This is a genomic window from Lysinibacillus sphaericus (assembly GCF_001629735.1).
Lineage (GTDB): Bacteria > Bacillota > Bacilli > Bacillales_A > Planococcaceae > Lysinibacillus > Lysinibacillus pinottii.
This window is the reverse complement of the sequence record NZ_CP015224.1, coordinates 3999610-4024008: the sequence shown is the minus strand read 5'-3', so window position 1 is coordinate 4024008 and position 24399 is coordinate 3999610. Positions and strand designations below refer to the sequence as shown.

Here is a 24399-nt window from a genome sequence, read left to right as displayed (position 1 = left end):
TTTTATACATAGGCACTAATAAATACGCGTAGATTTTCAAAATGATCATCAATTAATAAATATTTTTTATAGATTTCCATTAATTTCTCAAAAAGCTCAAACTGCTCCGTTACAAATAAAACCCTTAAAATATTTAACATATGCCAGGATGCACTCTGTGCCACGATATAGTAAGGTACTTCCGGTTGACGATAATTCTGTCGCCACTCTTCTACCGACAAACCAATATGCTGTAATGAGTTGTTAACCTGTAGCGCAATATCCTGTTGAACGTATGCCTCAATTGCAATTAGTTGTTCACTGCTATAATTCTTTTGTACTAAAGAGGTATTTATCTTTTTGTTAGACGCTAGTACATGCTCCTTTAAAAGTAGTAAGCCATCCTCATAGCGTGTCGCTTTTACATAATGATCAAGTAAAATCGCATATAAGTTTTCTAAATAATTTAATTGATAATTTTTTATAATTGCTGGTGGTGTAGGTTTACGATTTGGCAAAAGGTCTTTATATTCCAATAGAATTTCAATAGCGTAATTATTTAAGCGCTCATCCTCTAATAAATATTCACCATAATATATAACTTTTTCACTTTGCTGTTCTCTATTTGCTATATGAAATAAAATATAGGCAATTAACACTTTTTCCTTCTCGGTTAAAGCATACATGGAGTAGCGCCATTCCGCTTCAAATGAAGTAATAAAGTCTTTGACGCGTTTATAATCACCCTCCGATAAGCAATAATGTGTAACAATTTGGTAAAGTCGTAGCTGTTTCTTAGCCAAACAGCTAGATTTATTTTTATCCACATGAGTTATACACTTATCCAGTATCAATTTATAGTTATTCACAAAGTTATCCACATGTTCACAGCTCATTTTCATAGAATGCTCGAAATGTCCCATTATTTCATAAAGAAATGTGAATTGTTCTAAAGGTCTGTGGATAAAAAGTGAATAAACTTTTTTTGTGAACAGCCAATGCCAAAATGGTGTATGTTCCTTATACATCATATGCACTAAATACTCATCTTGAAATTTATATAACATAATTGTCTGTAGCTCATTCACTGGCATTTCCATCTGCATTCTTTTCCCAAAAACCAACCAAATTAACCGTTCCAAATCTATTGTATGTTGAGCAAAAAGCTGTTCAAAAAAAGTTTCTTTTCCTTTTTGTGTGTAAAAAAAGGCATTGAGCCGATCATTCACAAATTTTGCATCTAACCCGTACTTGTCAAAATACATTTGCATATCTGTTGATGCACGGCCCCAGTATTTACGTGCTGTGGAAAAGGCAATATTCATAGCCATTTCTTCGTTTACTAAAAATAGTTTAGGTGAGAGCGAAGTACCAAGTATTTTTGGATCTTCTTGCAGATCTACCTCTGCCTCTAGCCATGTTGCAAGTAAATTTTCAGCACCCTCTACATTACTTTGTTTATATGTCATGAATAATTGCTCATCACAGTCCAACAGCATACAATTGGAGCCTCCCATCAAGTTCGACCAACAAAGATCTTCCCCTATCTTTAAAATACATGTTTTTAACACTCTTTCTTCAATATAACAAATCTTAACTAACATATGCTAAAAAAATAGTGGTATGCCACATGCAAATAAATAAATCCATCTATGAAGTGAGTACTTCATAGATGGAATCTTAATCACCAGAATTGTGGATATTTTCGTGTTTCTCTTAAATTATTAATTAACAAACCAAAGAAAACAATAATGACTGCTCCAATTAATACAGGCAGGATTAAGTAACTCCAGCTATAGCCTCCTAGAATAATAATGATAGGATTGGCACCTGCAGGAGGATGGATAATGCCTAAGAGGGCCATGAAAAATATGGTTAAACCAACGCCAAGGCTGATGGACAATATATTCGAACCTAATGTTGAATACAGCGTTAGCCCAATACATGCAGAAACCAAATGTCCACCGATAATATTTCGAGGCTGAGACAATGGCGCATTCCAAACGACAAATACTAGAACGCAGCTCCCCCCAAGAGATGCCATTAACCAAGGGGCATCTGTATAATTTGTTAACAAAAGCAATACAAAAATACAGATTAGGCCTCCTACCGCTCCTGTAAAGGCATCAGCAAAATTTGTTCGAGAAGGTGCATGTCCGCCTCCCTTCATCTTTAAAAGAAAGGGCTTTACGATATTCTTTTTTTCAATTTTATTTCCTATTCGCACTAATTCTGACATTCAGCACCGACTTTACTATTTCTCTATTTTAATACTTACACCTTGGTGGACATTAAACTTTTATCATTATATCAACCCATCATAAGATTTCAATTCTAACTTCAAATTTCCGACAAATACTCACTTTTTCTACTCACAACTCATACAAAAAAAGCAAACCCTTGAAAGTTTGCCTTCATACAAATTGATTCTTTAATCGTATTGTTTTTTCACCGTTTTAAAAATTCGAACCTTTTTCAGTATCGTTTTAGGTACTTGGAAAGTTGCTGTGACTACTCCTGGATGACGACCAATTTCTATAGAGCCTGTGATGGTTGCTCTATTCAATACTTCTGATTCAGGTAATTCAAATAGCTTGGATGCACGGCGAATAGCATTATCAGTTGCCTCATTTAACGTTTTGCCAGTACCAACTATTGATACGGGTAAAGCCTCTTCTATCTGTTTTACACCGAATTCCTCTGCTAGCTCGCGTGCACGACGTTTTTCTTCCTTTGTAAATGGCTTTGCTGTATATGGTAAATCTTCCTCATTTGGTAGTAACACAGGGCCTTCCAATGCTACTTTCTTCAAGACATGAACTTGAAGCTGTACAATCCCTGCTACATCAGTTGTATGTCCTGCAATTTCACCATCTCCCTGCATAGCATGCATATCTCCAATGTATATGCCGCCACCAGGAACTTTTACAGGGCAAATAATCGTTGCACCTTCACGAACTCTGCTAATATCCATATGTCCATCGGTACGATGTAAATCCAATTCATCCTGTGTGAAGGCATACTCATGTGGTGCCCCAATTAAGAATGAACCGAAATCACCTGCATTATGAGAATCGGGCATTGCCTTTGAAGGGGTTGTACCAAGCTGACCTAAAAATGGACGCATTCTAGCCATGACACCTACTATGTCACTTGGTGCCAATGCTACAACAGGATTTTGAATAGAGTTTTCGGGCGTTCTCATGTAATTTTTGGCATCAAGAGCAATACGACGGGCACCCTCTCGTCCAACCGTTACACCTATATGTCCTTTATGATCAAATGCCATTGTGTAGCCATTAGTCATGTTGAATGGTGCCGTATCTGTATCACATGTCGAACAGCGAATTGCTTGAGGTCCTATACCTTTAACAACAGTGCTTGGATGGAGCTTGCCACAACCTGGACATTTTACGGAAACAAACGGATCACCAATAAAGCGATCTGTGATGGGCTCATCGTGACCAGAGGAAGTGGCCATTGAAGTAACCTGAATAGACTTAATTTTTATGACAATCGCGTCACCCACCTCAGCCCCCTCCACAAAAACGGGCTTCGTTACTTCATGTCCACCACGTATAGTTGGTGTTAGCATGGGTCCCCAGCATCCAGGTGTAGTATTGGCAATGATTGTTCCACCATCTTTAACTGGTCCAAGCATTTCTTGTGAAGGATCTAAAATACCATCTATGAACTCATTTACGAACAATGTCTCAGCGGCTTGCGGTTGCTGTATAAAGTCACTTTCTAGTCCCTCTTTGTCAAGCACATGCAATTCGTTTGTCATTTTTCGTCACGCTCCTAGTTTGTCTTTTTATGTATGAAGTTATATGTAAAAAAACGCTCTCCACATTTGCAGAGAGCTATTTTTTTCTTCTTTCAGTAGCAGGAAAAACTACTTTGAACCGTTAATTATTCATATATAAATCAAAAATATGTGAGAAATCTTCTTTTTTGTACTGATCTTTATGATCAATCATCCAAGTATTTGCAAAGCGGGTAATTGCCTCAAATGATGCGGACGGAGAAATATTATCATTGCCAATTCGTCCAAGTGATGAAGAAGCAATATGTAAGCTTTTTTCTGCTACTTCTAACTTATAGGCATTGTTCTTTTGTTCGTAGCTAATCGCATGTAGCGCTTTATATAAATCTTTAATGTCATCAATAAAGCGTTTATGAATGTCGATGGAAAGTGGAGAATTACCGATTGTAAACTTAATTTCGACATCAAGGTCAATTGTTCCTGCTGTTTCGAGAAAAACATCTGTAATGGCGAACATAGAATAATCATAGCGACGTAGTAATCGTTTCTTACTCATAGCGCTTTCGCCATCTACATGGAGAATAGCACGATTTGTAAAGCAGTATTCATCTGCCTTTGTTTTAATTAAAAAGTAAATTTTTTCATCTATTTCATGTAGTATAAAATCATCAGCATCAGTTTTATCATAGTCTTCTCTTTGAACGACTACTCCAATATCAGATAATCCTAATGCATCGGCAGCTATTTTTTTAAACATTGCCATTCCTCCTCATTTGTCTATACTCTTTTTACGTTTAGTAGCTGTAAAGGTTTCACTTCTCCATCTTCAATTTTTAAATGTAAGTATACAAGGGCTTTTATTAGTAATACTTCATTTCCTCTTTCCAGTACATTTCATTTATAATGATTTTCATAACATATAAGGATTCTTTCGATAAGAAAGTATTCATCATAAGAAAGGGTGTGTGAATAATGCAAGAGCCAACCATATTAGTAGTGGATGATGAGGCAGATTTAGCTAATCTTCTAAAGGTAAGCCTACAAAAAGAAGGCTATAAACAAATTTATACAGCCGGCTCCATTCACGATGCTTGGACAAGCTTTCAGCAAACAAGTCCAGATATTGTGCTTCTAGATGTCATGCTTCCTGATGGAGAAGGCTATGATTTATGTAGACGCATTCGCGAAATATCGCATGTACCTGTGCTTTTTATGTCTGCTAAAAATGAAGAAATTGATAAAATTTTAGGGCTTGCCATCGGAGGCGACGATTATATTACAAAACCATTTAGTCCTAAGGAAGTTGCCTATCGTGTGAAGGCACAGTTACGTAGAGTTGGTTATCAAACACACGAAACAACTTCAGGCATGGCAGAAAAAACAATACAAGTTGGACCCTTCCAGCTAAACGCTGACGAAACAGAAGTCCACAAGGATGGGATTTTATTGGAGTTAACAGCTAAGGAAATTGGTTTAATGGCATGTTTTATGCACAATCCTCATCGCATTTTAAGTAAAGAAACCCTTTTTGAGCGTGTTTGGGGAGAAGATTTTTTCGGTTCTGATAATACTGTCATGGTGCATATTCGACGTTTGCGAGAAAAAATTGAGCAGGATGCCTCTAAACCTATTTTTATCACCACTGTAAAAGGTCTTGGGTATAAGTTTGTCATACCAAAAGAGGCGCAAGAATGAAGTGGAAATTGACTGCTCGCTTTCTCTTTTCTGTTCTATCCATTGTGATCATCGTTATTTTCGTCAATACGGCCATTCTCATTGGTCTCCTGTCGTATAAACTTAATAATGATTCTGATAGAGCGACTGAATCGAAAGAAGAGGACTTCGTACGGAATTTTCAGCAGTACATTGAAATAGAAAATGGCGAAACCTCCATAAGTGCAGAAGGACTAGAACAGTTGCATATGCGAAATGCTTGGATTCAATTACTTGATGTGAATGGTCAAGTCATTGATTCTCATTTTGCCCCAGAGGAAGCACCTTCCCATTACGCACCCGTTGATTTGATACAAGTGTACAAATATAAAGAATTTGATGCTGATACGACGGTTTATGTAGGAGTCAAGGATGAGATTAGTTATCTAGTTGGTGTAAAAGGGAGTGAAGTTGAGAGATTAGTCATGCATATTTCTGGCACCTCTTTTTTACAGTTTGTTGGTAAATTCGGGTTATTCATTGTTATTGCTGATTTAATAGTCGCTGCATTGGTCGGCTGGCTATTTGGTCGTACGCTAACGACGCCTCTCTATGCCTTGATCGAACGCATTCGTCATTTAAAAAATCATGAGCATCAGCCAGTTAAAACGCCTGGTGGTGTATATAAAACTGTTTTTGAAAATTTAAATGAAGTATCCAGGGAACTCGCTGCACATGAGCAGGAACGCAAGCGTCTTGAACTGATGCGCGAGGAATGGATTAGCAATGTCTCTCATGATATGAAAACACCGCTTGCCTCTATTCGGGGATATGCAGAGCTTTTAGATGACGAGACACTCACCTCTCAAGAAAAGGCCGAGTATGCACAAATTATCGAGAAACAGTCATTGCATATGCAAAATCTGCTTGATGACTTAAATTTAACGATGCGCTTAAGACATCAGCAGCTCCCACTCACTTTAAAAGAAGTGAACATGGTGCCATTTATTCGGGAAATTGTAATTGATACATTAAATACACCACAGTTTGAACTTGCCAATATAGACTTTGAAGCAATCTCAGAGAACCATCACCAGCTCATTGACGAACATTTTATGCGCAGAGCGATCATAAACTTTTTACACAACGCCCTGCTTCATAATACTCCTGATGTATCTGTCCATGTGTCTGTCGATAAAGATTCCATTACGATAGCAGATAATGGAAAGGGTATCTCCTCAGAGGATTTAGAGCATATTTTTGAGCGCTATTACCGCGGCACCAATACCGACAATACGGCTGGTACTGGCTTAGGGACCGCCATTGCTAGAGATATTATTGAGGCCCATGGAGGTTTTGTTACTATAACCTCTGAAAAAGGAAAGGGTACAATCGTTTCCATTAATTTAAAAAAGGAGCAGCACTAGTTTGACTAGTGGATGCTCCTTTTAGCTATTTCATTTGATCTTGCGCTTTATTAGGTACCTCGTGGAATTTCACCTCATCATAGGAAGTGACTTCCGTCTCTTTTTTAACATAAAGCTTTAAATAAGCATCATGGCGTAAATTTTTATGAGCTGAGAACTTTAATGTCTTTTCTTTGCCATTTTTATTGTAGGCAGGAAGCTCATACCAATACATTTTAAAAATTTCACCGTTACTTGCCTTATACTCCTCTACCTCACCATCAGCCGTGATATGGACATAGTAAGTGTCTTTATTTAAACGGTTAAAGTCTACAGTCATCAATACAACTAACCCTGCTACGAATAAGATAAGCAATGCACCTATTCCAAAAAATACTTTTTTCATATTAATTCCCCTGTCTTACAATTTTGTAGAACGAACGTACAGTAAAAATATAATAGATGAAATAAATAGCTGAATATGCAATCATCCATAATATTACTGGCTTCGTAATATTCATACCAAATAACTGTGAAAATGCTAGTAACGCAAATGCACTATGCACAATACCTACGATAAGTGGTGCACTAAAGATAACAGCTACTTGTCCTGCTACAGTCTTTAAAATTTGCTTACTGTTGACACCAATTTTATTTAAAATCGCATATTTCGCCTGATCTTCCTCAGCTTCCGTTAAAATTTTGAAATAAATTATACTACCGGTTGCCGCTAGAAAAACTAGTCCAAGGAAGCTACCCACAAACAGTAATGCTCCTACAGTTGCTATACTATCCTCATAGCTTTGAGGAACACTAGAGAAGGATTCTTGTTGTTCTGTCGACAATTGCTTGATAATGTCTTGTGAAACGACCTGTTGTTTCAAATCATTGTCTAATCCAATAGCCTGCATCTTTATCTCTTCTGCATTAGTCGCAGCAAACTCTTGATCATTCACGACAAGCACCGTTCCCGCAGGAATAAAGTTTAGAACGCTCTCTGTGTACATTTTTTCTACATGGAAAGAATCACCATTCTTTAACTTAAAGTTTTCCCCAGTAAAATCATGCGAAAATCTTTCATCATATGCGGCATCCAGCAACACCGTCGATCCATCAGCAATATGCAAGTTTTGATCCTTACCTTGTAATTTTGCTAAACGATTATAATCAGATTCCTTAAGTAATGTATATTCGAAAAATGAAAATTCATTATCGACACGTAAGTTTTTCACAGACAGTGATTCATTATAGATAACGTCTTTCTGTGAAAAATCAACGGGATCGCCTTTCCACATAAATGTATTTGGCAGCATCTGACGTACAGTTGCTTCTGCATTATAATACATACCGAAAACGCCACCGCCTGCTGTAATTGTCGTGGCACTTAAAATGGCAATAATGGACAATGATTTAGCATTTGCGCGAATACGATACAATAACTGAGAAACCCCAATTAAATTTAAACCTTTCCAAGACCAAGATGTGGCTCTTTTTAAAGCTGTTAACACAAAAACACTTACACTATGGAATAAAAGATATGTCCCCACGATCGTTACGCCAATGACCATTAGTGGCGTACCTAAAACCGTGAAGAATCGCCAAATTTCACTCGTAAACATATCAGACGCAGCTGTATAATATCCAAATGCGATGAGTGCAGTTCCTAAAACCGCAGCTACTAAAGAGGCACGGGGAATTTGTTCACCCTGTTTTTCTGCATGAAATAAGTCAATCAATTTGAATTGATAAATAACACGATAGCCTTGTAACGACGTGAATAAAAACAATACTGTAAAAATGACTGTTGTATTCACCAGTGCCTCTATCGAAAATGTCAGGTTTCCAACAATTTCATACCCCATGAGTCGGACTAATATCATTAACAAACCTTGTGACATAAAGAATCCTAAAACGATCCCCAATACTAGAGAGACTAACCCAATGACTAGATTCTCAAAGAAGAGCAAGAGGCCGATCTTTTGCTTTCGCACGCCTAATAGTGAATAGAGTGCTACTTCCTTTTTTCGTTTCTTCATAAAAAATGAATTCGAATATGCCATAAAGATGACAATGAAGAACAATAAGACTACAGACGATGCACTCATCAACCCTTTAATTTGCTGAGAGGATTGTTTTAAGGCTGAAAGATCATCATTATATTTCAATGTCACAAATGTAAAATAAATGACGATACTAAATACCATCGAGGCAATATATAAAAAATAGTTGGACAAATTACGCTGAATATTTTTACGCGCTAAACTAAATAACGTCATTTACTCCACCCCCGATGCTTGACAGCACCTGTAAGATCTCTTGGAAAAATTGTTTCCTTGTTAGAGTCCCACGATGAATTTCCTTGGATAACTGCCCATCCTGAATAAATAGTATTCGCTGACAGAAACTCGCTGCAAAAGCATCATGGGTAACCATCATAATGGTAGCTGCCTGAGATTGATTTAAGTCACTTAAGCTTTCCAGCAAATCAGTTGCTGATTTTGAATCAAGTGCACCCGTAGGCTCATCAGCAAAGATTAATTTTGGCTCTGTTACTAACGCGCGTGACGAAGCTGTACGTTGTTTTTGTCCACCCGATATTTGATAAGGATATTTATCTAGTAAATCACTAATGCCGAACAATGAAGCAATACGGTCGACTCTAGCGCTAATAGCCTTTGTTGGCATCTTTGCAATAGCCAGTGGCAAAACTATATTTTCTCGTACTGTCAAAGAATCAAGTAAGTTATAGTCTTGGAATATAAATCCTAAGTTATCACGACGAAAATCCGCTAATTCAGCATCTTTCATACGTGCTAAGTTCGTATCACCGATAATTATTTCACCAGTCGTTGGTGTATCGATTGTAGCTAACACATTGAGAAGCGTAGATTTCCCAGCCCCTGAAGGACCCATTACGCCCACAAATTCACCTTTTTTTACTTCAAATGATATATTAGATAACGCTGTAAAAGTATTAGCGCCCTTGCCGTATGTTTTCTCAACGTTTTGTACCTTTAATAATGGCGTCATATACGCTCCTCCTCTTCTTTCTGACTTTAGTATACGCCCTCAAACTTACAGCAAAATTGTCGTAAGCTTACAGCAACCTTAAATCATCTATTCTCAATCAATGAACGTGTTTTTACTGCTTTAATTAATAAAAAAAGATTCATACACAGTCTGTGCATGAATCCTTCTAACTATTATGCTAAAACTTTTTTAATATCATCTTCAAAACTACTTGGTTTATCTGCCGATGCGTAGCGTCCAACAACCTCGCCATCTCGATTCACTAAGAATTTGGTGAAATTCCATTTAATGCTGTTGCCTAAAAACCCTTTAGAATGAGAAGTGAGATAATCAAAAATCGGATGCGCTTCCTTACCATTCACCTTAACGATTTTATGCATCGGGAAGGTTACCCCATATTCCAGCCGACATTGTGAAGCAGCTTCTTCAGCAGTGGCCAGCTCTTGCTTGAATTGATTGGACGGGAAACCTAGTACAACAAGACCTTCATCCTGATATTTTTCAAAGAGACCTTCTAATTCTTCGAATTGTGGTGTAAAGCCACATTTTGAAGCAGTATTGACAATTAACATTGGCTTCCCTTTATATCGCTCTAGGCTATAGTCAGTACCATCTTCTAAAGTCACGTTAATATCATAAATACTCATTGCTCTATACCTCCTATTTATAAACGTCCATTCATTCTCGCTACCTGCTGTAAAGGATCCCACACACCGTTAAATGGTGGTGCATAAGCTAAATCTAAGTCTAGCAAATCAGGTAATGTCATTTTACTATACAATGCCGTTGCAAACACATCAATACGCTTATCAACACCAGCTGGCCCAACAATTTGTGCGCCCAATAGCAACTGATCTCGTTTACGTACAACTACCTTAATATACATACGTTGTGCACCTGGATAATAGCCCGCAATATGGCGAGCTGATAATTTAAAGGCCTCGTAATCAAAGCCAAGCTCTTTTGCATGGCGTTCATTTATGCCAGTTGTAGCAATTGTTAAGTTGAAAAATTTTAAAATAGATGTCCCGACAATCCCTCTAAACGGTGCAAACTTTCCAGACATATTAAGTCCTGCTAGCCTGCCCTGTTTATTGGCAGTTGTTCCCAAAGGAATATAATCTATACGCTCCTTCACAATGTTAAAATGAGTGGCACAATCTCCTGCCGCATAAACATTCTCTACGGAAGTTTCTAAATGACGATTGACGATAATTGCCCCATTTTTTGCAAAAGCTATACCAGTGCCTTCTAAAAACTTTGTATTTGGTCTAATACCTGAAGCAACAATGACTAAATCTGTTTCTAAGATGCCATTATTTGTGATGACCCGTTCAACTCGTTTATTTCCTTCAAATGCTTCTACATCTGTATTTAATAAAAGCTCTACATTGTTCTTTTTTGCTTCTTCATGAACATGTTGAGCAAGTTCTTCATCTAAAATCTTTGCCACATGGCTTCCTCGTTGAACAAGTCTTACCTTTTTCCCACAGGTTTGTAATGTTTCAGCCATTTCTAATCCGATATAGCCCCCGCCGATAATAGTTACCTGTTCAATATCAGGTGTTAAATCAGCCATTAAATCTTCTAACTGAGGGATTGTTTTGACGGTGTGGATTCCTTCTAGATTGACTCCACTTCTGACAGGTACAACTGGGTCGGCCCCTGTTGCTATAAGCAGCTTATCATAGGAAATCTCGAATACTTCGCCACTTGCCTGTATACCTGAAACAACCTTATTCTCTATATCTACCTTTTCCACCTCATAGCCTACTCGTGCATCGATGCCATATTTACCCCGAAAAGTTTCAACATCTCTTGCAATCAAGCGTTTGGTTGATGAAATACGACCATCTACAACATACGGCAATCCACATTGTCCATATGAATAAATAAAACCACGTTCTAAAGTCGTTATTTCCGCTCCTGGTACATTACGATAGATCTCCATAGCTGCAGACATACCTGCAGCATCTCCCCCAATGATGACGTATTTCATTCCACTTGCCCCCTTATTTTTTCTTTGTTGCCATCAAATCAGCATATTGATCGATATACAAACGACGCTTTCCTCCGCTTACAATGACGCGTATAACATGAATAGCTATTATCATTGTAAGTGCAAAACCTCCTAATGAGGCTAGTAAAGAAATGAGAATTTGCAGAACATAGAATGGTGAATCCATATCTAATTGAATGTTACCGACCGTTGTAATGGCCTCAGATAGCAATACTGTAGCAACAATAGCTATACAGCGTTTCCAGGATTGTCTTACAATACTTTTGCCTTTCTTATTGACCATTGTAAAGCGCATAATTTTCATACCCAACGTTGCGCCATTCATTAAACTTGGTATGAAGCCAAAGATGGCCATATATAGTGCAATAATGACTAAGAATTCGAAAGTGCCACTATACCCAGTTAGAGTGCCAATAATGAACCAAATCACCTGAACTATAAATAAATCAATGACTAATGCCAGTAAAACAGATATTGGTTTTACAATATCACTTTTTTCCATTTCAGCAGCTTTAGCCTCGACTTCTTCATGAGAAGGAAATAGTGCCCACACGATAGGAGCTAAAAAGAAACCTAGTAATGCACCTACGCTGTTTAGCAATAAATCATCCACATCAAATATGCGATAGGCACAATTAAAAATGCCATAAATACCTGTTCTTTGTGTGATCTCATAAAACAATGTTAGCAAAAAGCTTAATAAAAATGCACGTTTCCAGTACCTTCTTTCTTGAAGAAAATATCGTAAGTACACACCAAATGGCATCAATAATAAGAAATTAAAAAACGCTTGATAAAATGCTTGCTGTTTCGTGATAACAAGCCATGTCGATGGACTGGTTAAGACAACACCACTACCCTTTAAAATATCCTCAATAAATTGAAATAGTCGTAAATTTGTATGGACTGTATCTGGCGATTGAAGTGAGCAAGTATCCCTTGTAGATGGGAACGGAAGTAATACTAAACAAAGTGCAGATAAAAAGTAAAAAATAAAGGAGAACATAATAATGGTTTTAGACATAGACAAATAACTATATTTTCGATACGTATAAATAAGCCATGGAATAAAAAGAATAAATGATAAAATAATCGTTATAAAAAATGCAATAAGAATGGATTGCGTGTAAGTTGACATAGATAAGCACCTCTCTATTTAAATTGCCCGAATTGATGAAACCTAAAACTCAGTTTAATTCCCTCACTCTACGAGAATATATCAATAAGCTTACATTATCCTTAAGTCCGTCCCTTCACCCCAGATTTTTGATTAGTGCGATGTTAATCACACCAACATAAATCCATTGTCTTTAAAGCAATTCTGGAAGATAAAGGCCTCTACTTCATCAAAATAAAAAAACAGGTAAAGAATATACTCTCTACCTGTTTCGTTCTATGCCTTTGCTATTTCCTCTTTACAAAATACTAAAATTTCTTCTAGCTCATCATCCTCTAGAGCAAAATCTAAGTATTCACCCTCTGCCTTTTCCATTATGAAGTAGTTTAAAATATAGGGCTCCTCTGCCTTTTCACCAATGAGAACACGAATTTCAATACCTGCTTCGTGATATAGCTCATCTTCTTCATCAATTTCAATATCTAAAATAAATTCGTACCGCTTCCCTTCCATAATATTGGTTGGGTCTAAAATTTCTTCCATTGAGAATTGTGTAATTTCCATCATACTAGCTCCTTTATCTTTAGCTGTTCCTTTCTATATTAAATCAATTTCAGCATGGGTCAACTAGAAAAGCCATATACACCTGTAAGTAATTATGCCAAAATAAACTGGAATCAACCCTGCATAAACCGTATCTACATAAAAGGAGGCTTTTTCTTGAAAAATTTATTATATTATCAGGACGTTATGTTACGTGAGTTTGATGCTCATATTGTTAGTAAAGAAATCGACGAATTAGGTCGTCATTATGTTGTATTATCTAATACTGCATTTTATCCAACTGGCGGAGGACAACCCCATGATACTGGAACATTGAATGGAATTGACGTCATAGATGTAGAGAAAAACGGAGAAGAGATTCGTCATTACATGCAGGGTGATATATCGGAGTTGAAAGGCATTGTGCACGGCACATTAAATTGGTCTAGACGATTCGACCATATGCAGCAACATGCTGGTCAGCATATTTTAACAGCCGCATTTGTAGAACTTTTTGATGCTCAGACGGTTAGTTTTCATCTAGGAAGCCAGCACGTCACAATTGATATTGCTGTCGATACTTTGACGGAACAACAGCTTGCTGCAGCCGAAGCACGAGCTAATGAAGTCATTTTGGAAAATCTTCCAATTGAAACTACATGGATTACAGAAAATGAACTGGTCCATTATCATCTGCGTAAAGAGGTTGCAGTGGCCGGAGATATTCGACTTGTTATCATTCCTAACTATGATTACAACGGCTGTGGTGGCACTCATCCAACATCTACTGGGCAGGTCAATGCCATAAAAATTCTAGGTACTGAAAAAATGAAGGGCAATGTTCGCGTATCATTTGTTTGTGGACAACGTGTTTTGCATGAACTTGCTATGCGTAAAAAAGTATTAGGTGATGTAGCTCGCCAGCTAAGCGTTCCTGAAGTAGAAGCTGCTACAGCCCTCACTAAAATACTAAGCGCTCAGAAACATACAGAAAGAGCACTTGTTGCAGCCAAAGAGGAGCTATTAACCTATGAAGCAAAAGCACTCGTTTCAAATAGCGGAAATCTTATGACGGCTGCTTTTCAACAACGAACTATGCAAGAACTACAAAAATTAGCTCGTACCATTGTTTCTGAACATGACGACATGATCACTTTGCTTGTTTCTGAAAGTGAAGGCAAGCTACAGTTCGTTGCAGCTAGAGGGAAAAATGTATCTAAAAGCATGAAGGCTATTGCTGAAAAGGCATTACCGCTCATTAATGGTAAGGGTGGTGGAAGCGATCAAATGGTACAAGGAGGCGGTGAATGTATTATTTCTAAAGAAGAACTTTTAGAAGCTATACAAAACATTTAAGCCCGCTAACCAAAGAGGAGCTGCCAAAATTGGACAGCTCCTCTTCTTTAATATTTAAATTTTTGAATGGCCTCATATAAACGTTTCGCCATTTCTGACAGTTTTTCAGTTTGATTATTCATCGTTGTAACTGTTTTTAACTGTTCTGTTGTGGCATCTGTTACCTCATGTACATAATCACTTGCAGCATGTGCAGTGGCAGCCATTTCTTCCATAGAAGCTGAAACTTCCTCAGTATTGGCAGACATTTGTTCAGCTGAAGCATTCATTTCTTCAACTTGGCCAGCTATTTCCCCAACAGCTCGAACTATTTCCTCAAAGCGTTCGCCCACTGCCTCAATGGATGCTAATCCGCGTTCCACGTTATCTTCACCTGATTCTGCTGCCTTCACGACCTCTAAGGTGTACGATTGAACTCGTTCAATTAACACATTAATTTTAGTAGCAGACTCGGCTGTTTGCTCTGATAGCTTGCGAACCTCTTCTGCCACAACTGCAAAGCCCTTACCTGCATCTCCAGCTCGTGCAGCTTCAATAGATGCATTAAGTGCTAATAAATTTGTTTGTTCAGAAATAGCTGTAATCATATTAGAAATTAAGTTTATTTCCTCAGACTCCTTTTCTAATTTATGAATAATCATCAGCTCAGCAGTAGTCCCTTCCTGAATTTCATTCATCCGACAAATTGATTGTTGGACAGCATGATTACTTTCACTAATTTTCTGGGAAATAAAATCTGTATTTGAAGCAATGGTTGAGGCTACTTCAGCTACATTTTGTATCCCTAAAGCCATTTGCTCCATAGCAGATGCACTTTCCTCTGCCATCACGGTTTGGCTTTGTGCTCCTCTATCTACTTCATTTATGGCACCTGCTATTTGTTCAGAATGTTTTGTTACAGCCATGACATCTCCCATTAAGTCACAAGAAGCTTCATTCACAGTAGTAGCTTCATGGCTCACCTTTGCTATCATTTCCCGCATATTATCAGTCATGCGATCCAATGCACGCGACATTGTCCCCATCTCATCAATGCGTTTTAAATATTTTTCAGGAATCTCTTGTGTAAAGTCACCCTCTGATAAGCCTTCACTAATGCGAAGAACATGACGAAGCGGTCTACTAACAGATCGTGAAATAGCAAACGAAATGATTAGCCCTAATAATGAGACAATAATAGTTGTGACAATAAAGTTCGTCTTGAGCTTAGAAAGCCCTGAAAACATCTCATTTTCTAAAGCTACAACTCCCATTTTCCAACCATTATCAAGCGTATGGTAGCCCATCAAGTTAGTACCTGCATCCTCTGTTTCAAAAGAAAAATAACCACTTTTATTTGCAATCATCTCTTTAGCAGCCAATGCTCTACCAGTCATTACACCTGTTTCTTCCGCTTCCTTAATGGGGTTATTTTGCTCTTTCACATAGGAGTGATTATTATGTCCAATGATGGTTCCGTTAGCGTCTAACATAAATGCGTACCCACTGTTTCCAACTTTAATATCCTCGACAATATTGGATAAATAATAACCATCTATACGGGCTAGTAATAATGCTTTCTCACCTGACACAGTGTCGATTGGAGACACAATTAAAATAACAGGTTCACCAGTTACGCGGCTAATCGTAATTTCAGACATAACTGAATTACCCGTAAAGCCTTCCTTTACATAATCACGATCACCTAAATCAGCAGTTGTATCATCCAAATAATGGGCTACTCCATCAGCTTTAATAATACCAAAGCCAAGGTAGTTTTTATTATCCGCAAGACGTTTCGATAAATATTGTTTTTGCTTTTCAAAATCCATACTACGTACAGCCTCTTGCTCTGCTATTGCCTCAACCTCTACTAATGTTAATTGAAAATGTTCTTCTATGTATTGTGAAACATCCCCAGCTCTAGAAACCAAGTTTGTTTCCACTTGTTCATTCATTGCCTTAGTACTATTTATCCAAGTAGACAGTCCCAGCGTTCCACACGTCACAAATACAAGAGCAATAATTGCAACGACTAATTTACCGCCAATTCCTTTTATCCACATTTCCTTATTCTCACTTCTTCCATTTTTAGCTATAAAATTCAGTTATTTATGCATTACTTTCAGAGTAAAGTCAGCAAAAGAAGAAGTCAACAAAACTTTTCCAATAAGATTAATTAATGTATAATAATACCATTTTACCTATTGTTATAGTGTTAACAATTTTCTACATTTTTCTAAGTTATCGGTATCTTTCGCTATTGATTGACAAAATTCATTGGCTTTAATGGATGAAATTAAAACTTTTTCCAACAGAAATTGATTATAATTTATATTTTTTGCTGATTATTAGAATTAGGATAGATTCAAAAATTTGAGGGGAGGATTACTATGAGTTCAGACAAGAACAATGTTTCACGTCGAGACTTTTTAAAGACAACTGGTATTGCTGCTGGTACATTAGTCGGTGGTGGATTAATTGGAGGACTAGTAGGCTACAACATCAATGGTAAAGGTACTTCTACTCTGGAGCATGGTGGACACGGTACTACGAATGAGGCTCTTGGTTCGCCGAAAGCAAAAATGTTTTTTAGAAATGAAAGAGATTTTAGTATTTTATCAAAGGCAACAGAACGTATTTTTCCAGAAGATGACTTAGGTCCAGGTGCTATAGGATTAGATGTCCCTTATTTTATCGATCACCAATTAGCAGGAAATTATGGTAGTAATTCTAAAGAATATATGCAAGGCCCCTTTGATGTAGGTACCCCTACTCAAGGCTATCAAAGCCGCCTAACACGAGCTGAAATTTTCAGACAAGGTATTCAAAAAATGGAAGATGAAGCTCAAAAGCGTTATAAAAAAAGCTTCAACGATTTGGATGGTGAACAGATTGACGAAATTTTAACAGCCTTTCAAAAGGGGGAAGTTGAAATGGTCGGTGTGCAATCAGCATTCTTCTTTACACTGTTACGAGCTGCTACATTAGAGGGCGCCTATTCGGACCCAATGTACGGAGGGAATCGTAATATGGAGGGCTGGCGCATGAAGAACTTCCCTGGCCACCAAATGGCTTATATATCACAAATTGAAGATTCGAAATTCCAAAAAATTGAGCCTAAATCTTTGGGCAACCACTAAGGGGGGTAAAACATGGCCAAAACATTACCAAGTGTAGACGTTGTAACAGTTGGTGTAGGCTGGACAGGTGGTATCGTTGCTGCTGAATGTGCGAAAGCCGGTTTAAAGGTAGTAGGTTTAGAGCGAGGACAAAAGCGTGGTACTGAAGATTATTTAAACGTTCATGATGAATACCGTTATGCCATTCGTTATGATTTAATGCAAAATCTGTCCAAAGAAACAGTTACTTTTCGAAATGATCGTAATATGAAGGCATTACCAATGCGCCAGTTAGGTTCCTTTCTACTTGGAGAGGGGCTGGGAGGGTCAGGAACACATTGGAATGGAATGACGTTCCGTTTTTTACCCTATGATTTCCAAATAAAAACGCTAACAGATAAACATTATGGTCCAAACAAGCTTGGGCCAGAATATCTCATTCAGGATTGGGGATTAACTTATGATCAACTTGAGCCTTATATGGACAAGTTTGAAAAAACAGCTGGCATTTCGGGAGATGATAAAAATACATTTAGTGGAAAACGTTCAAACCCTTATCCAACCGGACCTATGAAGAAAACTCCTATGCTTATGCAATTTGAAAAGGCGGCACAGGACTTAAAGCTAACACCTTACATGGTACCATCAGCAAACGTCTCTGAGGTTTATAAAAACCCTGATGGTGAAACGATTAACGCTTGCCAATATTGTGGTTTCTGCGAACGTTTCGGTTGTGAATATGGCGCAAAATCCTCAGCAGAAATTACAGTTGTTCCTACTGCATTAAAAACAGGTAATTTTGATTTACGTTACAATTCAAACGTTGTTGAAATTTTAAAACAGGGCAATAAAGTTACTGGTGTAAGATATATCGATACTGTATCAGGAGAAGAATTTATTCAGCCTACCAACGCTGTCGTTTTAACTAGTTACGTCTTTAATAATGCCAAGCTTCTAATGGTCTCTGACATAGGTGAAAGATATGATCCAACTACTGGCAAAGGGACACTTGGGCGAAATTATTGTTATCAAATCTTACCTGGGGCTGTTGGTTTCTTTGACGAACAATACAATACATTTATGGGAGCAGGCTCTTTAGGTATGTGTGTAGACGATTATAATGGCGACAATTTCGACCATAGTGATTTAGATTTTATTCATGGTGGGAACATTGCTCTTACACAAACAGGGACACGACCAATTGGGTCAAATCCAACTCCTCCCGATACACCTACATGGGGACCAGAATTTAAAAAGCAATCTATTCATTACTATACACGTTCATTCGGGATTGGTGCGCAAGGCGCATCCATGCCACATAAGCAAAATTATTTAACATTAGATCCAACCTACAAGGATGCATACGGTCTTCCATTAATGCAACTAACGTACAACTTTACGGATCAGGATCGTGCACTTCATAAATTTATTTCTGCGCGTGCAGCAGACATTATGAAGCAAATGGGCGCAAAAACAATCGTGCCAAATGCTGAAATTACCGATTATAATATCGTTCCTTACCAAACAACGCATAACACTGGCGGGACTGTTATGAGTTTAACGCCAGAGCAAGGTGTCGTGAATAATTACTTACAGCACTGGGATGTTGATAATCTCTTCGCTGTAAGCGCTGGAAACTTTGCACATAATAGCGGCTACAATCCGACTGGAACATTGGGAGCACTAGCCTATCGTTGTGCAGAAGGTGTCATAAAATATAGTCAATCAGGTGGTTCCTTAGTTTAATTTTTTACAATCTAATAATTTTATTTTAAGGAGGCAAGGCATATGGGTGGTCTTGGAGCAATTGGAGTACCTGGATTAGTCATTATTTTAGTTATTGTATTAATTGTTTTTGGGCCGAGAAAATTACCGGAAATCGGCGGTGCGGTAGGTAAAACCTTTGCAGAATTCAAAAAATCTACCAAAGGGCTGATGGAAGATGATGATGATTCTGTGAAAAAGGTCGAAAAAAAATCTGATGTTTCGTAGGAGGGTTTCCTATGGATCCTTATGAGGATGGAAAAAGAAAGTTTTTAAGCCCTCTTGATAAACCACAAGCTGAGCCTCCGTTACCTATGGAGGCTTTAGTTGAAATACAAGCAGTAAAAATGGAAGATCAACAAGTAGCAGAAGAGCCTATTATACCTGTTACCTCATTATTGGAACATCTTTCGGATTTACGTAAACAAATAATAAAAGGGCTAACTGTTTTTATTCTTTTTTTTATTGTTGTTTTTTCTACTATTAATATTTGGTTTCCCTTTGTAACTCGTGGTCATTCTCTTATTATTTTAGGACCACTTGAGGTCGTTAAATTTTATATGACCATTTCAACTACCTTATCATTTGGTCTTGCCATGCCTTTTCTTGTTCATTTTCTGTGGAGTTTTGTAAAACCAGGGCTAAAGGAAACGGAAAGTCGATTTTTAGGACTCTATGCACCCGTTATGCTGGCACTGTTCTTATTAGGAATCGCTTTTGGCTATTTTGTAGTAAACCCGCTAAGCTATTCGTTTTTAGTCGGCATAGGTGCTACCAATTTTGATGTCATGGTATCCGCTAGTGAATATATGCATTTTTTAATTATGACTACAGTACCGCTTGGGCTATTATTTGAATTACCGATCGTTGCCCTATTTTTATCAGCTATTGGGGTACTGAGTGCTGAATCCATGAGAAAAATACGGGGATGGTCCTATATCGTAATGGGTATATGCTCCGCTGTCATTACACCGCCCGACTTTATTAGCCAACTCCTCGTATTAATCCCAATGATTATTCTGTATGAAATAAGCATTTACCTTGTCAAACGTCTAGAACGAAAACAAATTGAAAGCACTGCGTAAATTTTAATTTTTACACAGTGCTTATTTTTTCTTTAAATCCATCACAACAATCTCTGGAAGATTAAAAATGCGGTATGGTACCGAGCTATTGCCTAAGCCACGACTAACCACCATTTTAGTGATTCCTTCATCGTAGACACCAGCCGTATATTTCGGAAACAGCCCTTGTCCTGGGGCAACAAGTCCTCCAAGTCCTGGAATACGAACTTGCCCTCCATGTGCATGCCCAGAAAATACTAAGTCTATGCCATCATTTACATACGTATTAAACACTTCAGGTCGATGCGCCAGTAACATCTTAAACATATCATCTGGTAAATAGGCTGTAGCCAACTCCAACATGTCTTCGGTTGATCTACCCATTAACGGATCTTCTATCCCAACAATCGCCAAGCGCTCCCCGTCGCGCTCTAAGACGGTCGATTCGTTGGCCAGTATATGTACCCCTAACGATGATAGCGCCTCATAAATTTCACTTACCTTATTCGTCGCTACTTCATGGTTTCCTAGTACATAATAAACGTCCGTAATGTCTACTAGTCCCTTAACTGCCTGTAGACTTTGGTTTAAATCATAGCGATTGCTATCAATCACATCACCTGTGATAAAAATATAGTCAGGATTTGTCTCCTTAACTTTAGCAATCAGTTTTTCCTGATTATTACCAAAGAGGGCATCATGTAAATCCGATACTTGTACAATGCGTAGCCCATCAAAGCTGGCAGGCACCTTTTCTGATTCGAACACATGCTTACTAACGACTAGCCAGTGATTGTTTACGTACAAAAAAATGACTATAAAAACAACGAAAAAAACACCATATAATAATTTTTTCAATCGCAATCGCTCACTTTGCGGCTACTTTTTTTCAGAAAAAAATTCTGACTTCCCTATTATAAGCAAAAAACAAATTGATTGTAAGTATATGCACTTTAATTACATAGAATGCACAAAATCCAACCATACCCCGCCACCCTTTAAAGGAAATCATGCGCGTTTTTTCTATTCGTAGCTAACTTACACATGATATAGTATGGGGATAATTTCATAATTATGTAATTACATCATAATAGGGGGATAACCTTATACTTTTGCGTTCTGAATAAAAAACGCAGTAAGTTCCCTTCTCGAAGAGAGCTTAATGCGTTTGTTTGTTTATTTATAAAACCTTTTCTAAGAAATCCTTTGCTCGCTGTGTTGAAGGAGCTGTGAAAAACTGCTCTGGTGGGGCATCCTCAATGAGCTTGCCACCATCTAAGAAAAGTATGCGATCAGCAACTTCACGTGCAAAGCCCATCTCATGTGTAACAATTAACATTGTCATGCCACTATCTGCTAGGTTTTTCATAACGGCCAATACTTCTTTAACCATTTCTGGATCAAGTGCTGAGGTTGGTTCATCAAATAATATGACCTTTGGATCCATGGCAAGCGCTCGGGCAATGGCAACACGTTGTTTTTGTCCACCAGATAAACGGTTGGGATACTCTTGGCGCTTTTCGAAGAGACCTACTTTCTTAAGTAACTCTTCTGCATTTTGTATCGCAACTACTTTATCCATTCCCTTTACATTAATTGGAGCGTACGTTAAATTTTCTAGTACTGTTTTATGTGGGAAAAGATGAAAATGCTGAAATACCATCCCTACTTCTTCCCGTATCTTCATAATATTTGTCCCTTTATCTGTGAGAACATCCCCAGCTATTGTTACCTTTCCACTCGTAGGGATTTCTAATAAGTTTAGACAACGAAGGAACGTTGATTTACCAGATCCCGAAGGTCCGATAATAGCAATAACTTCTTTTTCTTTAACTTCGGTTGAAATACCTTTTAGTACTTCATTCTGTCCATATGATTTGTGTAAATCTTCAATTTTAATCACTTTTTCTCATTCCTTTCTCGATTCGTTTACCAAGGAACGTTAAAACAAGTGTCATGAGGTAATAGATAATACCAGCAAATAGTAAAGGCTCAAGATATCGATATGTCGAACCACCTACTATATAAGCACGACGCATTATATCAAGGGCACTAATTACTGTGACAACTGCTGTTTCTTTATTTAGTGTAATAAATTCATTAACTAGAGAGGGCAAAATATTTTTTACTGCCTGCGGAATAATAATATCCTTCATCATCTTTGCATAAGGAATGCCAAGGGCTTGTGCTGCCTCCATTTGCCCTTTATCCACTGCATTAATACCTGCACGAATAATTTCCGAAATATAAGCACCTGAATTTAATCCAAATGCAATAATGGCCGTTGGAATAGGCTCGATTTGAATATCTAATAATTGTGGTACTGCATAATAAATAATTAATAATTGTAATACTAGTGGTGTACCACGGAAAATCGACGTATAAAAATCAGCAAACCAACGTAAAACTTTTACCTTTCCAATTTTACATAAGGCTAGTAATATACCGACGATAAACCCAATAATGGATGCACCAATTGCAATTTGGAGTGTAACACCTATCCCTTTTAAAATATAAGGAATAGAGGGAACGATTGCTGTAAAATCCAAGTTCACAGCGCTCCCTCCTTTCTTTTTCATCTTGATTCAGCATTTGTTTGAAATCATGCCGAAGCGTATTATATTGAACTGAAAAGCATAAGCGATAGCTCAAATAGGAGCTATCGCATACATGTATTATTCAACTTTTTCTAACCATTTTTCTTCTAACTCTTGGATTTTGCCTTCTTCAGCTAGTTCTTTTAATGCTTTGTTAATTTTTTCCTTTAGATTACTACCCTTTGGCACAGCAATCGCTTTGAAATCCTCAGGCTGTTCTTCTACAGGGAAGGCTGCTAATTGATCATTTGTTTTTAAATAACCCTTCGCAACACCACCCTCTAAAATACCTGCGTCTAAGCGCTTAGACATCATATCTTGAATAATTTCAGGAATTCGTGTACGTCCTTCAACTGAAACATCCACTTTTTTTGCAATTTCATTACCTAAATTTTCTTGAATAGAGGCTGTTTGCACACCGACTTTTTTACCAGCTAAATCAGCTTCCTTTTTAATACCGCTATCTTTTTTAACAATAATTACCTGCTCTGTTTCATTATATTGATCAGAAAAATCTACTACCTTTTCACGTTCAGGATTGGGTGTCATACCAGAAATTACTACATCAATTTTCCCTGCTTGTAACGCTGGCACAAGACTGTTGAAGTCCATATCTTGCACTTGCATGTCTACACCTATTTTTTCCCCAACCAATTTAATTAAATCAATATCAAATCCTATAATCTCCTCACCTTTTGCTGCGTCAACATATTCAAATGGCGCATAGTCTGCTGAAGTACCAACTTTTAATACTTGTTTGTCTGTACTACTATCAGCATTAGAATTATTTGCGTCATCCTCTTTAGCGCCACAAGCTGCTAGTACGCCAATAGCTAGTACAAGAATCATCATGAATAATTTATTCTTCATTATTAAGCATCTCCTTTTATTTATAAGTTATTGTGTATGAGAATACATTTCTCAAAAATAGTAAATTGGATATTTATTCATATAAGAGAATAAAAAAACTATCTGCTAATTAAGATATACTCTTTTGAAATAA

The 24399-nt window shown here is 37.5% G+C and carries 23 protein-coding genes; 7 read left to right on the top strand and 16 right to left on the bottom strand.

The features are described from left to right. Positions 1-2: 2 nt before the first annotated feature. From A2J09_RS19825 to A2J09_RS19810, 4 genes are all read right to left on the bottom strand, one after another. Positions 3-1448 (bottom strand): hypothetical protein, encoded by a 1446-nt coding sequence (locus A2J09_RS19825; RefSeq protein WP_227256957.1) that lies wholly within the window; start codon positions 1446-1448, stop codon positions 3-5. A gap of 215 nt (positions 1449-1663) precedes the next feature. Next, a complete protein-coding gene (locus A2J09_RS19820; RefSeq protein WP_012292463.1) occupies positions 1664-2218 on the bottom strand; it encodes an HPP family protein in 555 nt (184 codons plus the stop codon). 192 nt (positions 2219-2410) lie between these two features. Then, positions 2411-3766, bottom strand: a complete 1356-nt coding sequence (locus A2J09_RS19815; RefSeq protein ID WP_012292462.1) for an acetamidase/formamidase family protein — start codon at positions 3764-3766, stop codon at positions 2411-2413. A 121-nt stretch (positions 3767-3887) separates the two neighbouring features. After that, positions 3888-4502 carry a PH domain-containing protein gene (locus tag A2J09_RS19810; protein ID WP_031418105.1) on the bottom strand — a complete coding sequence of 205 codons (615 nt, stop codon included), beginning with the start codon at positions 4500-4502 and terminating at the stop codon, positions 3888-3890. A gap of 215 nt (positions 4503-4717) precedes the next feature. On the opposite strand from A2J09_RS19810, the gene A2J09_RS19805 reads away from it, so the two are divergent. Further along, positions 4718-5440, top strand: a complete 723-nt coding sequence (locus A2J09_RS19805) for a response regulator transcription factor (RefSeq protein WP_012292460.1) — start codon at positions 4718-4720, stop codon at positions 5438-5440. Continuing rightward, positions 5437-6825: a sensor histidine kinase gene (locus A2J09_RS19800; protein WP_031418102.1), complete on the top strand. Its 1389-nt coding sequence runs from the start codon at positions 5437-5439 to the stop codon at positions 6823-6825. The genes A2J09_RS19805 and A2J09_RS19800 overlap by 4 nt, the downstream gene beginning before the upstream one ends. Positions 6826-6850: 25 nt before the next feature. Here A2J09_RS19800 and A2J09_RS19795 read toward each other — a convergent pair whose 3' ends face one another. The 7 genes from A2J09_RS19795 to A2J09_RS19765 form a co-directional block, all read right to left on the bottom strand. Beyond that, positions 6851-7210 carry a YxeA family protein gene (locus tag A2J09_RS19795; RefSeq protein WP_012292458.1) on the bottom strand — a complete coding sequence of 120 codons (360 nt, stop codon included), beginning with the start codon at positions 7208-7210 and terminating at the stop codon, positions 6851-6853. Position 7211: 1 nt separating this feature from the next. Next, the gene (locus tag A2J09_RS19790; protein ID WP_012292457.1) at positions 7212-9080 is read right to left on the bottom strand and encodes an ABC transporter permease; all 1869 of its coding nucleotides are present in this window, start codon (positions 9078-9080) and stop codon (positions 7212-7214) included. Beyond that, positions 9067-9834 (bottom strand): ABC transporter ATP-binding protein, encoded by a 768-nt coding sequence (locus tag A2J09_RS19785; protein ID WP_012292456.1) that lies wholly within the window; start codon positions 9832-9834, stop codon positions 9067-9069. The genes A2J09_RS19790 and A2J09_RS19785 overlap by 14 nt, the downstream gene beginning before the upstream one ends. Positions 9835-10007: 173 nt before the next feature. Beyond that, positions 10008-10481, bottom strand: a complete 474-nt coding sequence (locus A2J09_RS19780) for a glutathione peroxidase (RefSeq protein WP_036160600.1) — start codon at positions 10479-10481, stop codon at positions 10008-10010. A 17-nt stretch (positions 10482-10498) separates the two neighbouring features. Further along, entirely contained in the window at positions 10499-11833 is a 1335-nt protein-coding gene (locus A2J09_RS19775) for an FAD-dependent oxidoreductase (protein WP_012292454.1), read from the bottom strand. A gap of 13 nt (positions 11834-11846) precedes the next feature. Beyond that, the gene (locus tag A2J09_RS19770) at positions 11847-12992 is read right to left on the bottom strand and encodes a VanZ family protein (protein WP_012292453.1); all 1146 of its coding nucleotides are present in this window, start codon (positions 12990-12992) and stop codon (positions 11847-11849) included. Between the two features lie 255 nt (positions 12993-13247). Next, on the bottom strand, positions 13248-13535 hold the full coding sequence (locus A2J09_RS19765; protein ID WP_031418093.1) for a DUF6509 family protein: 288 nt from the start codon (positions 13533-13535) through the stop codon (positions 13248-13250). A 156-nt stretch (positions 13536-13691) separates the two neighbouring features. On the opposite strand from A2J09_RS19765, the gene A2J09_RS19760 reads away from it, so the two are divergent. Next, positions 13692-14870 (top strand): serine-tRNA(Ala) deacylase AlaX, encoded by a 1179-nt coding sequence (locus A2J09_RS19760; protein ID WP_036160598.1) that lies wholly within the window; start codon positions 13692-13694, stop codon positions 14868-14870. 47 nt (positions 14871-14917) lie between these two features. On the opposite strand, the gene A2J09_RS19755 is transcribed toward A2J09_RS19760, so the two are convergent. After that, the gene (locus A2J09_RS19755; RefSeq protein ID WP_012292450.1) at positions 14918-16915 is read right to left on the bottom strand and encodes a methyl-accepting chemotaxis protein; all 1998 of its coding nucleotides are present in this window, start codon (positions 16913-16915) and stop codon (positions 14918-14920) included. A 327-nt stretch (positions 16916-17242) separates the two neighbouring features. Between A2J09_RS19755 and A2J09_RS19750 the strand changes: the two genes are divergently transcribed. Genes A2J09_RS19750 through tatC form a run of 4 tightly spaced genes read left to right on the top strand, consistent with a single transcriptional unit; the run spans position 17243 to position 20820 of the window. Then, on the top strand, positions 17243-17992 hold the full coding sequence (locus tag A2J09_RS19750) for a gluconate 2-dehydrogenase subunit 3 family protein (RefSeq protein WP_012292449.1): 750 nt from the start codon (positions 17243-17245) through the stop codon (positions 17990-17992). 12 nt (positions 17993-18004) lie between these two features. Beyond that, positions 18005-19717: a GMC family oxidoreductase gene (locus A2J09_RS19745; protein ID WP_012292448.1), complete on the top strand. Its 1713-nt coding sequence runs from the start codon at positions 18005-18007 to the stop codon at positions 19715-19717. A 42-nt stretch (positions 19718-19759) separates the two neighbouring features. Beyond that, positions 19760-19963 (top strand): twin-arginine translocase TatA/TatE family subunit, encoded by a 204-nt coding sequence (tatA, locus tag A2J09_RS19740; RefSeq protein WP_012292447.1) that lies wholly within the window; start codon positions 19760-19762, stop codon positions 19961-19963. An 11-nt stretch (positions 19964-19974) separates the two neighbouring features. Continuing rightward, a complete protein-coding gene (gene tatC, locus A2J09_RS19735; protein ID WP_012292446.1) occupies positions 19975-20820 on the top strand; it encodes a twin-arginine translocase subunit TatC in 846 nt (281 codons plus the stop codon). A 21-nt stretch (positions 20821-20841) separates the two neighbouring features. Here tatC and A2J09_RS19730 read toward each other — a convergent pair whose 3' ends face one another. From A2J09_RS19730 to A2J09_RS19715, 4 genes are all read right to left on the bottom strand, one after another. Next, on the bottom strand, positions 20842-21657 hold the full coding sequence (locus tag A2J09_RS19730) for a metallophosphoesterase (protein ID WP_031418081.1): 816 nt from the start codon (positions 21655-21657) through the stop codon (positions 20842-20844). 322 nt (positions 21658-21979) lie between these two features. Then, the gene (locus A2J09_RS19725; protein ID WP_012292444.1) at positions 21980-22702 is read right to left on the bottom strand and encodes an amino acid ABC transporter ATP-binding protein; all 723 of its coding nucleotides are present in this window, start codon (positions 22700-22702) and stop codon (positions 21980-21982) included. Continuing rightward, positions 22695-23354 carry an amino acid ABC transporter permease gene (locus tag A2J09_RS19720; RefSeq protein WP_031418079.1) on the bottom strand — a complete coding sequence of 220 codons (660 nt, stop codon included), beginning with the start codon at positions 23352-23354 and terminating at the stop codon, positions 22695-22697. The genes A2J09_RS19725 and A2J09_RS19720 overlap by 8 nt, the downstream gene beginning before the upstream one ends. A gap of 120 nt (positions 23355-23474) precedes the next feature. Next, positions 23475-24266 (bottom strand): transporter substrate-binding domain-containing protein, encoded by a 792-nt coding sequence (locus A2J09_RS19715; protein WP_012292442.1) that lies wholly within the window; start codon positions 24264-24266, stop codon positions 23475-23477. Between the last annotated feature and the right edge of the window lie 133 nt (positions 24267-24399).

What these genes read in the sequence shown, in the direction of transcription:
- A2J09_RS19795 (WP_012292458.1), bottom strand. Translation starts at nt 7,210, where the DNA reads ATGAAAAAAGTATTTTTTGGAATAGGTGCATTGCTTATCTTATTCGTA.
- A2J09_RS19790 (WP_012292457.1), bottom strand. Translation starts at nt 9,080, where the DNA reads ATGACGTTATTTAGTTTAGCGCGTAAAAATATTCAGCGTAATTTGTCC.
- A2J09_RS19755 (WP_012292450.1), bottom strand. Translation starts at nt 16,915, where the DNA reads ATGTGGATAAAAGGAATTGGCGGTAAATTAGTCGTTGCAATTATTGCT.
- A2J09_RS19805 (WP_012292460.1), top strand. Translation starts at nt 4,718, where the DNA reads ATGCAAGAGCCAACCATATTAGTAGTGGATGATGAGGCAGATTTAGCT.
- A2J09_RS19785 (WP_012292456.1), bottom strand. Translation starts at nt 9,834, where the DNA reads ATGACGCCATTATTAAAGGTACAAAACGTTGAGAAAACATACGGCAAG.
- A2J09_RS19770 (WP_012292453.1), bottom strand. Translation starts at nt 12,992, where the DNA reads ATGTCAACTTACACGCAATCCATTCTTATTGCATTTTTTATAACGATT.
- tatA (WP_012292447.1), top strand. Translation starts at nt 19,760, where the DNA reads ATGGGTGGTCTTGGAGCAATTGGAGTACCTGGATTAGTCATTATTTTA.
- A2J09_RS19775 (WP_012292454.1), bottom strand. Translation starts at nt 11,833, where the DNA reads ATGAAATACGTCATCATTGGGGGAGATGCTGCAGGTATGTCTGCAGCT.
- A2J09_RS19715 (WP_012292442.1), bottom strand. Translation starts at nt 24,266, where the DNA reads ATGAAGAATAAATTATTCATGATGATTCTTGTACTAGCTATTGGCGTA.
- A2J09_RS19825 (WP_227256957.1), bottom strand. Translation starts at nt 1,448, where the DNA reads ATGACATATAAACAAAGTAATGTAGAGGGTGCTGAAAATTTACTTGCA.
- A2J09_RS19780 (WP_036160600.1), bottom strand. Translation starts at nt 10,481, where the DNA reads ATGAGTATTTATGATATTAACGTGACTTTAGAAGATGGTACTGACTAT.
- tatC (WP_012292446.1), top strand. Translation starts at nt 19,975, where the DNA reads ATGGATCCTTATGAGGATGGAAAAAGAAAGTTTTTAAGCCCTCTTGAT.
- A2J09_RS19750 (WP_012292449.1), top strand. Translation starts at nt 17,243, where the DNA reads ATGAGTTCAGACAAGAACAATGTTTCACGTCGAGACTTTTTAAAGACA.
- A2J09_RS19810 (WP_031418105.1), bottom strand. Translation starts at nt 4,502, where the DNA reads ATGTTTAAAAAAATAGCTGCCGATGCATTAGGATTATCTGATATTGGA.
- A2J09_RS19820 (WP_012292463.1), bottom strand. Translation starts at nt 2,218, where the DNA reads ATGTCAGAATTAGTGCGAATAGGAAATAAAATTGAAAAAAAGAATATC.
- A2J09_RS19745 (WP_012292448.1), top strand. Translation starts at nt 18,005, where the DNA reads ATGGCCAAAACATTACCAAGTGTAGACGTTGTAACAGTTGGTGTAGGC.
- A2J09_RS19800 (WP_031418102.1), top strand. Translation starts at nt 5,437, where the DNA reads ATGAAGTGGAAATTGACTGCTCGCTTTCTCTTTTCTGTTCTATCCATT.
- A2J09_RS19765 (WP_031418093.1), bottom strand. Translation starts at nt 13,535, where the DNA reads ATGGAAATTACACAATTCTCAATGGAAGAAATTTTAGACCCAACCAAT.
- A2J09_RS19815 (WP_012292462.1), bottom strand. Translation starts at nt 3,766, where the DNA reads ATGACAAACGAATTGCATGTGCTTGACAAAGAGGGACTAGAAAGTGAC.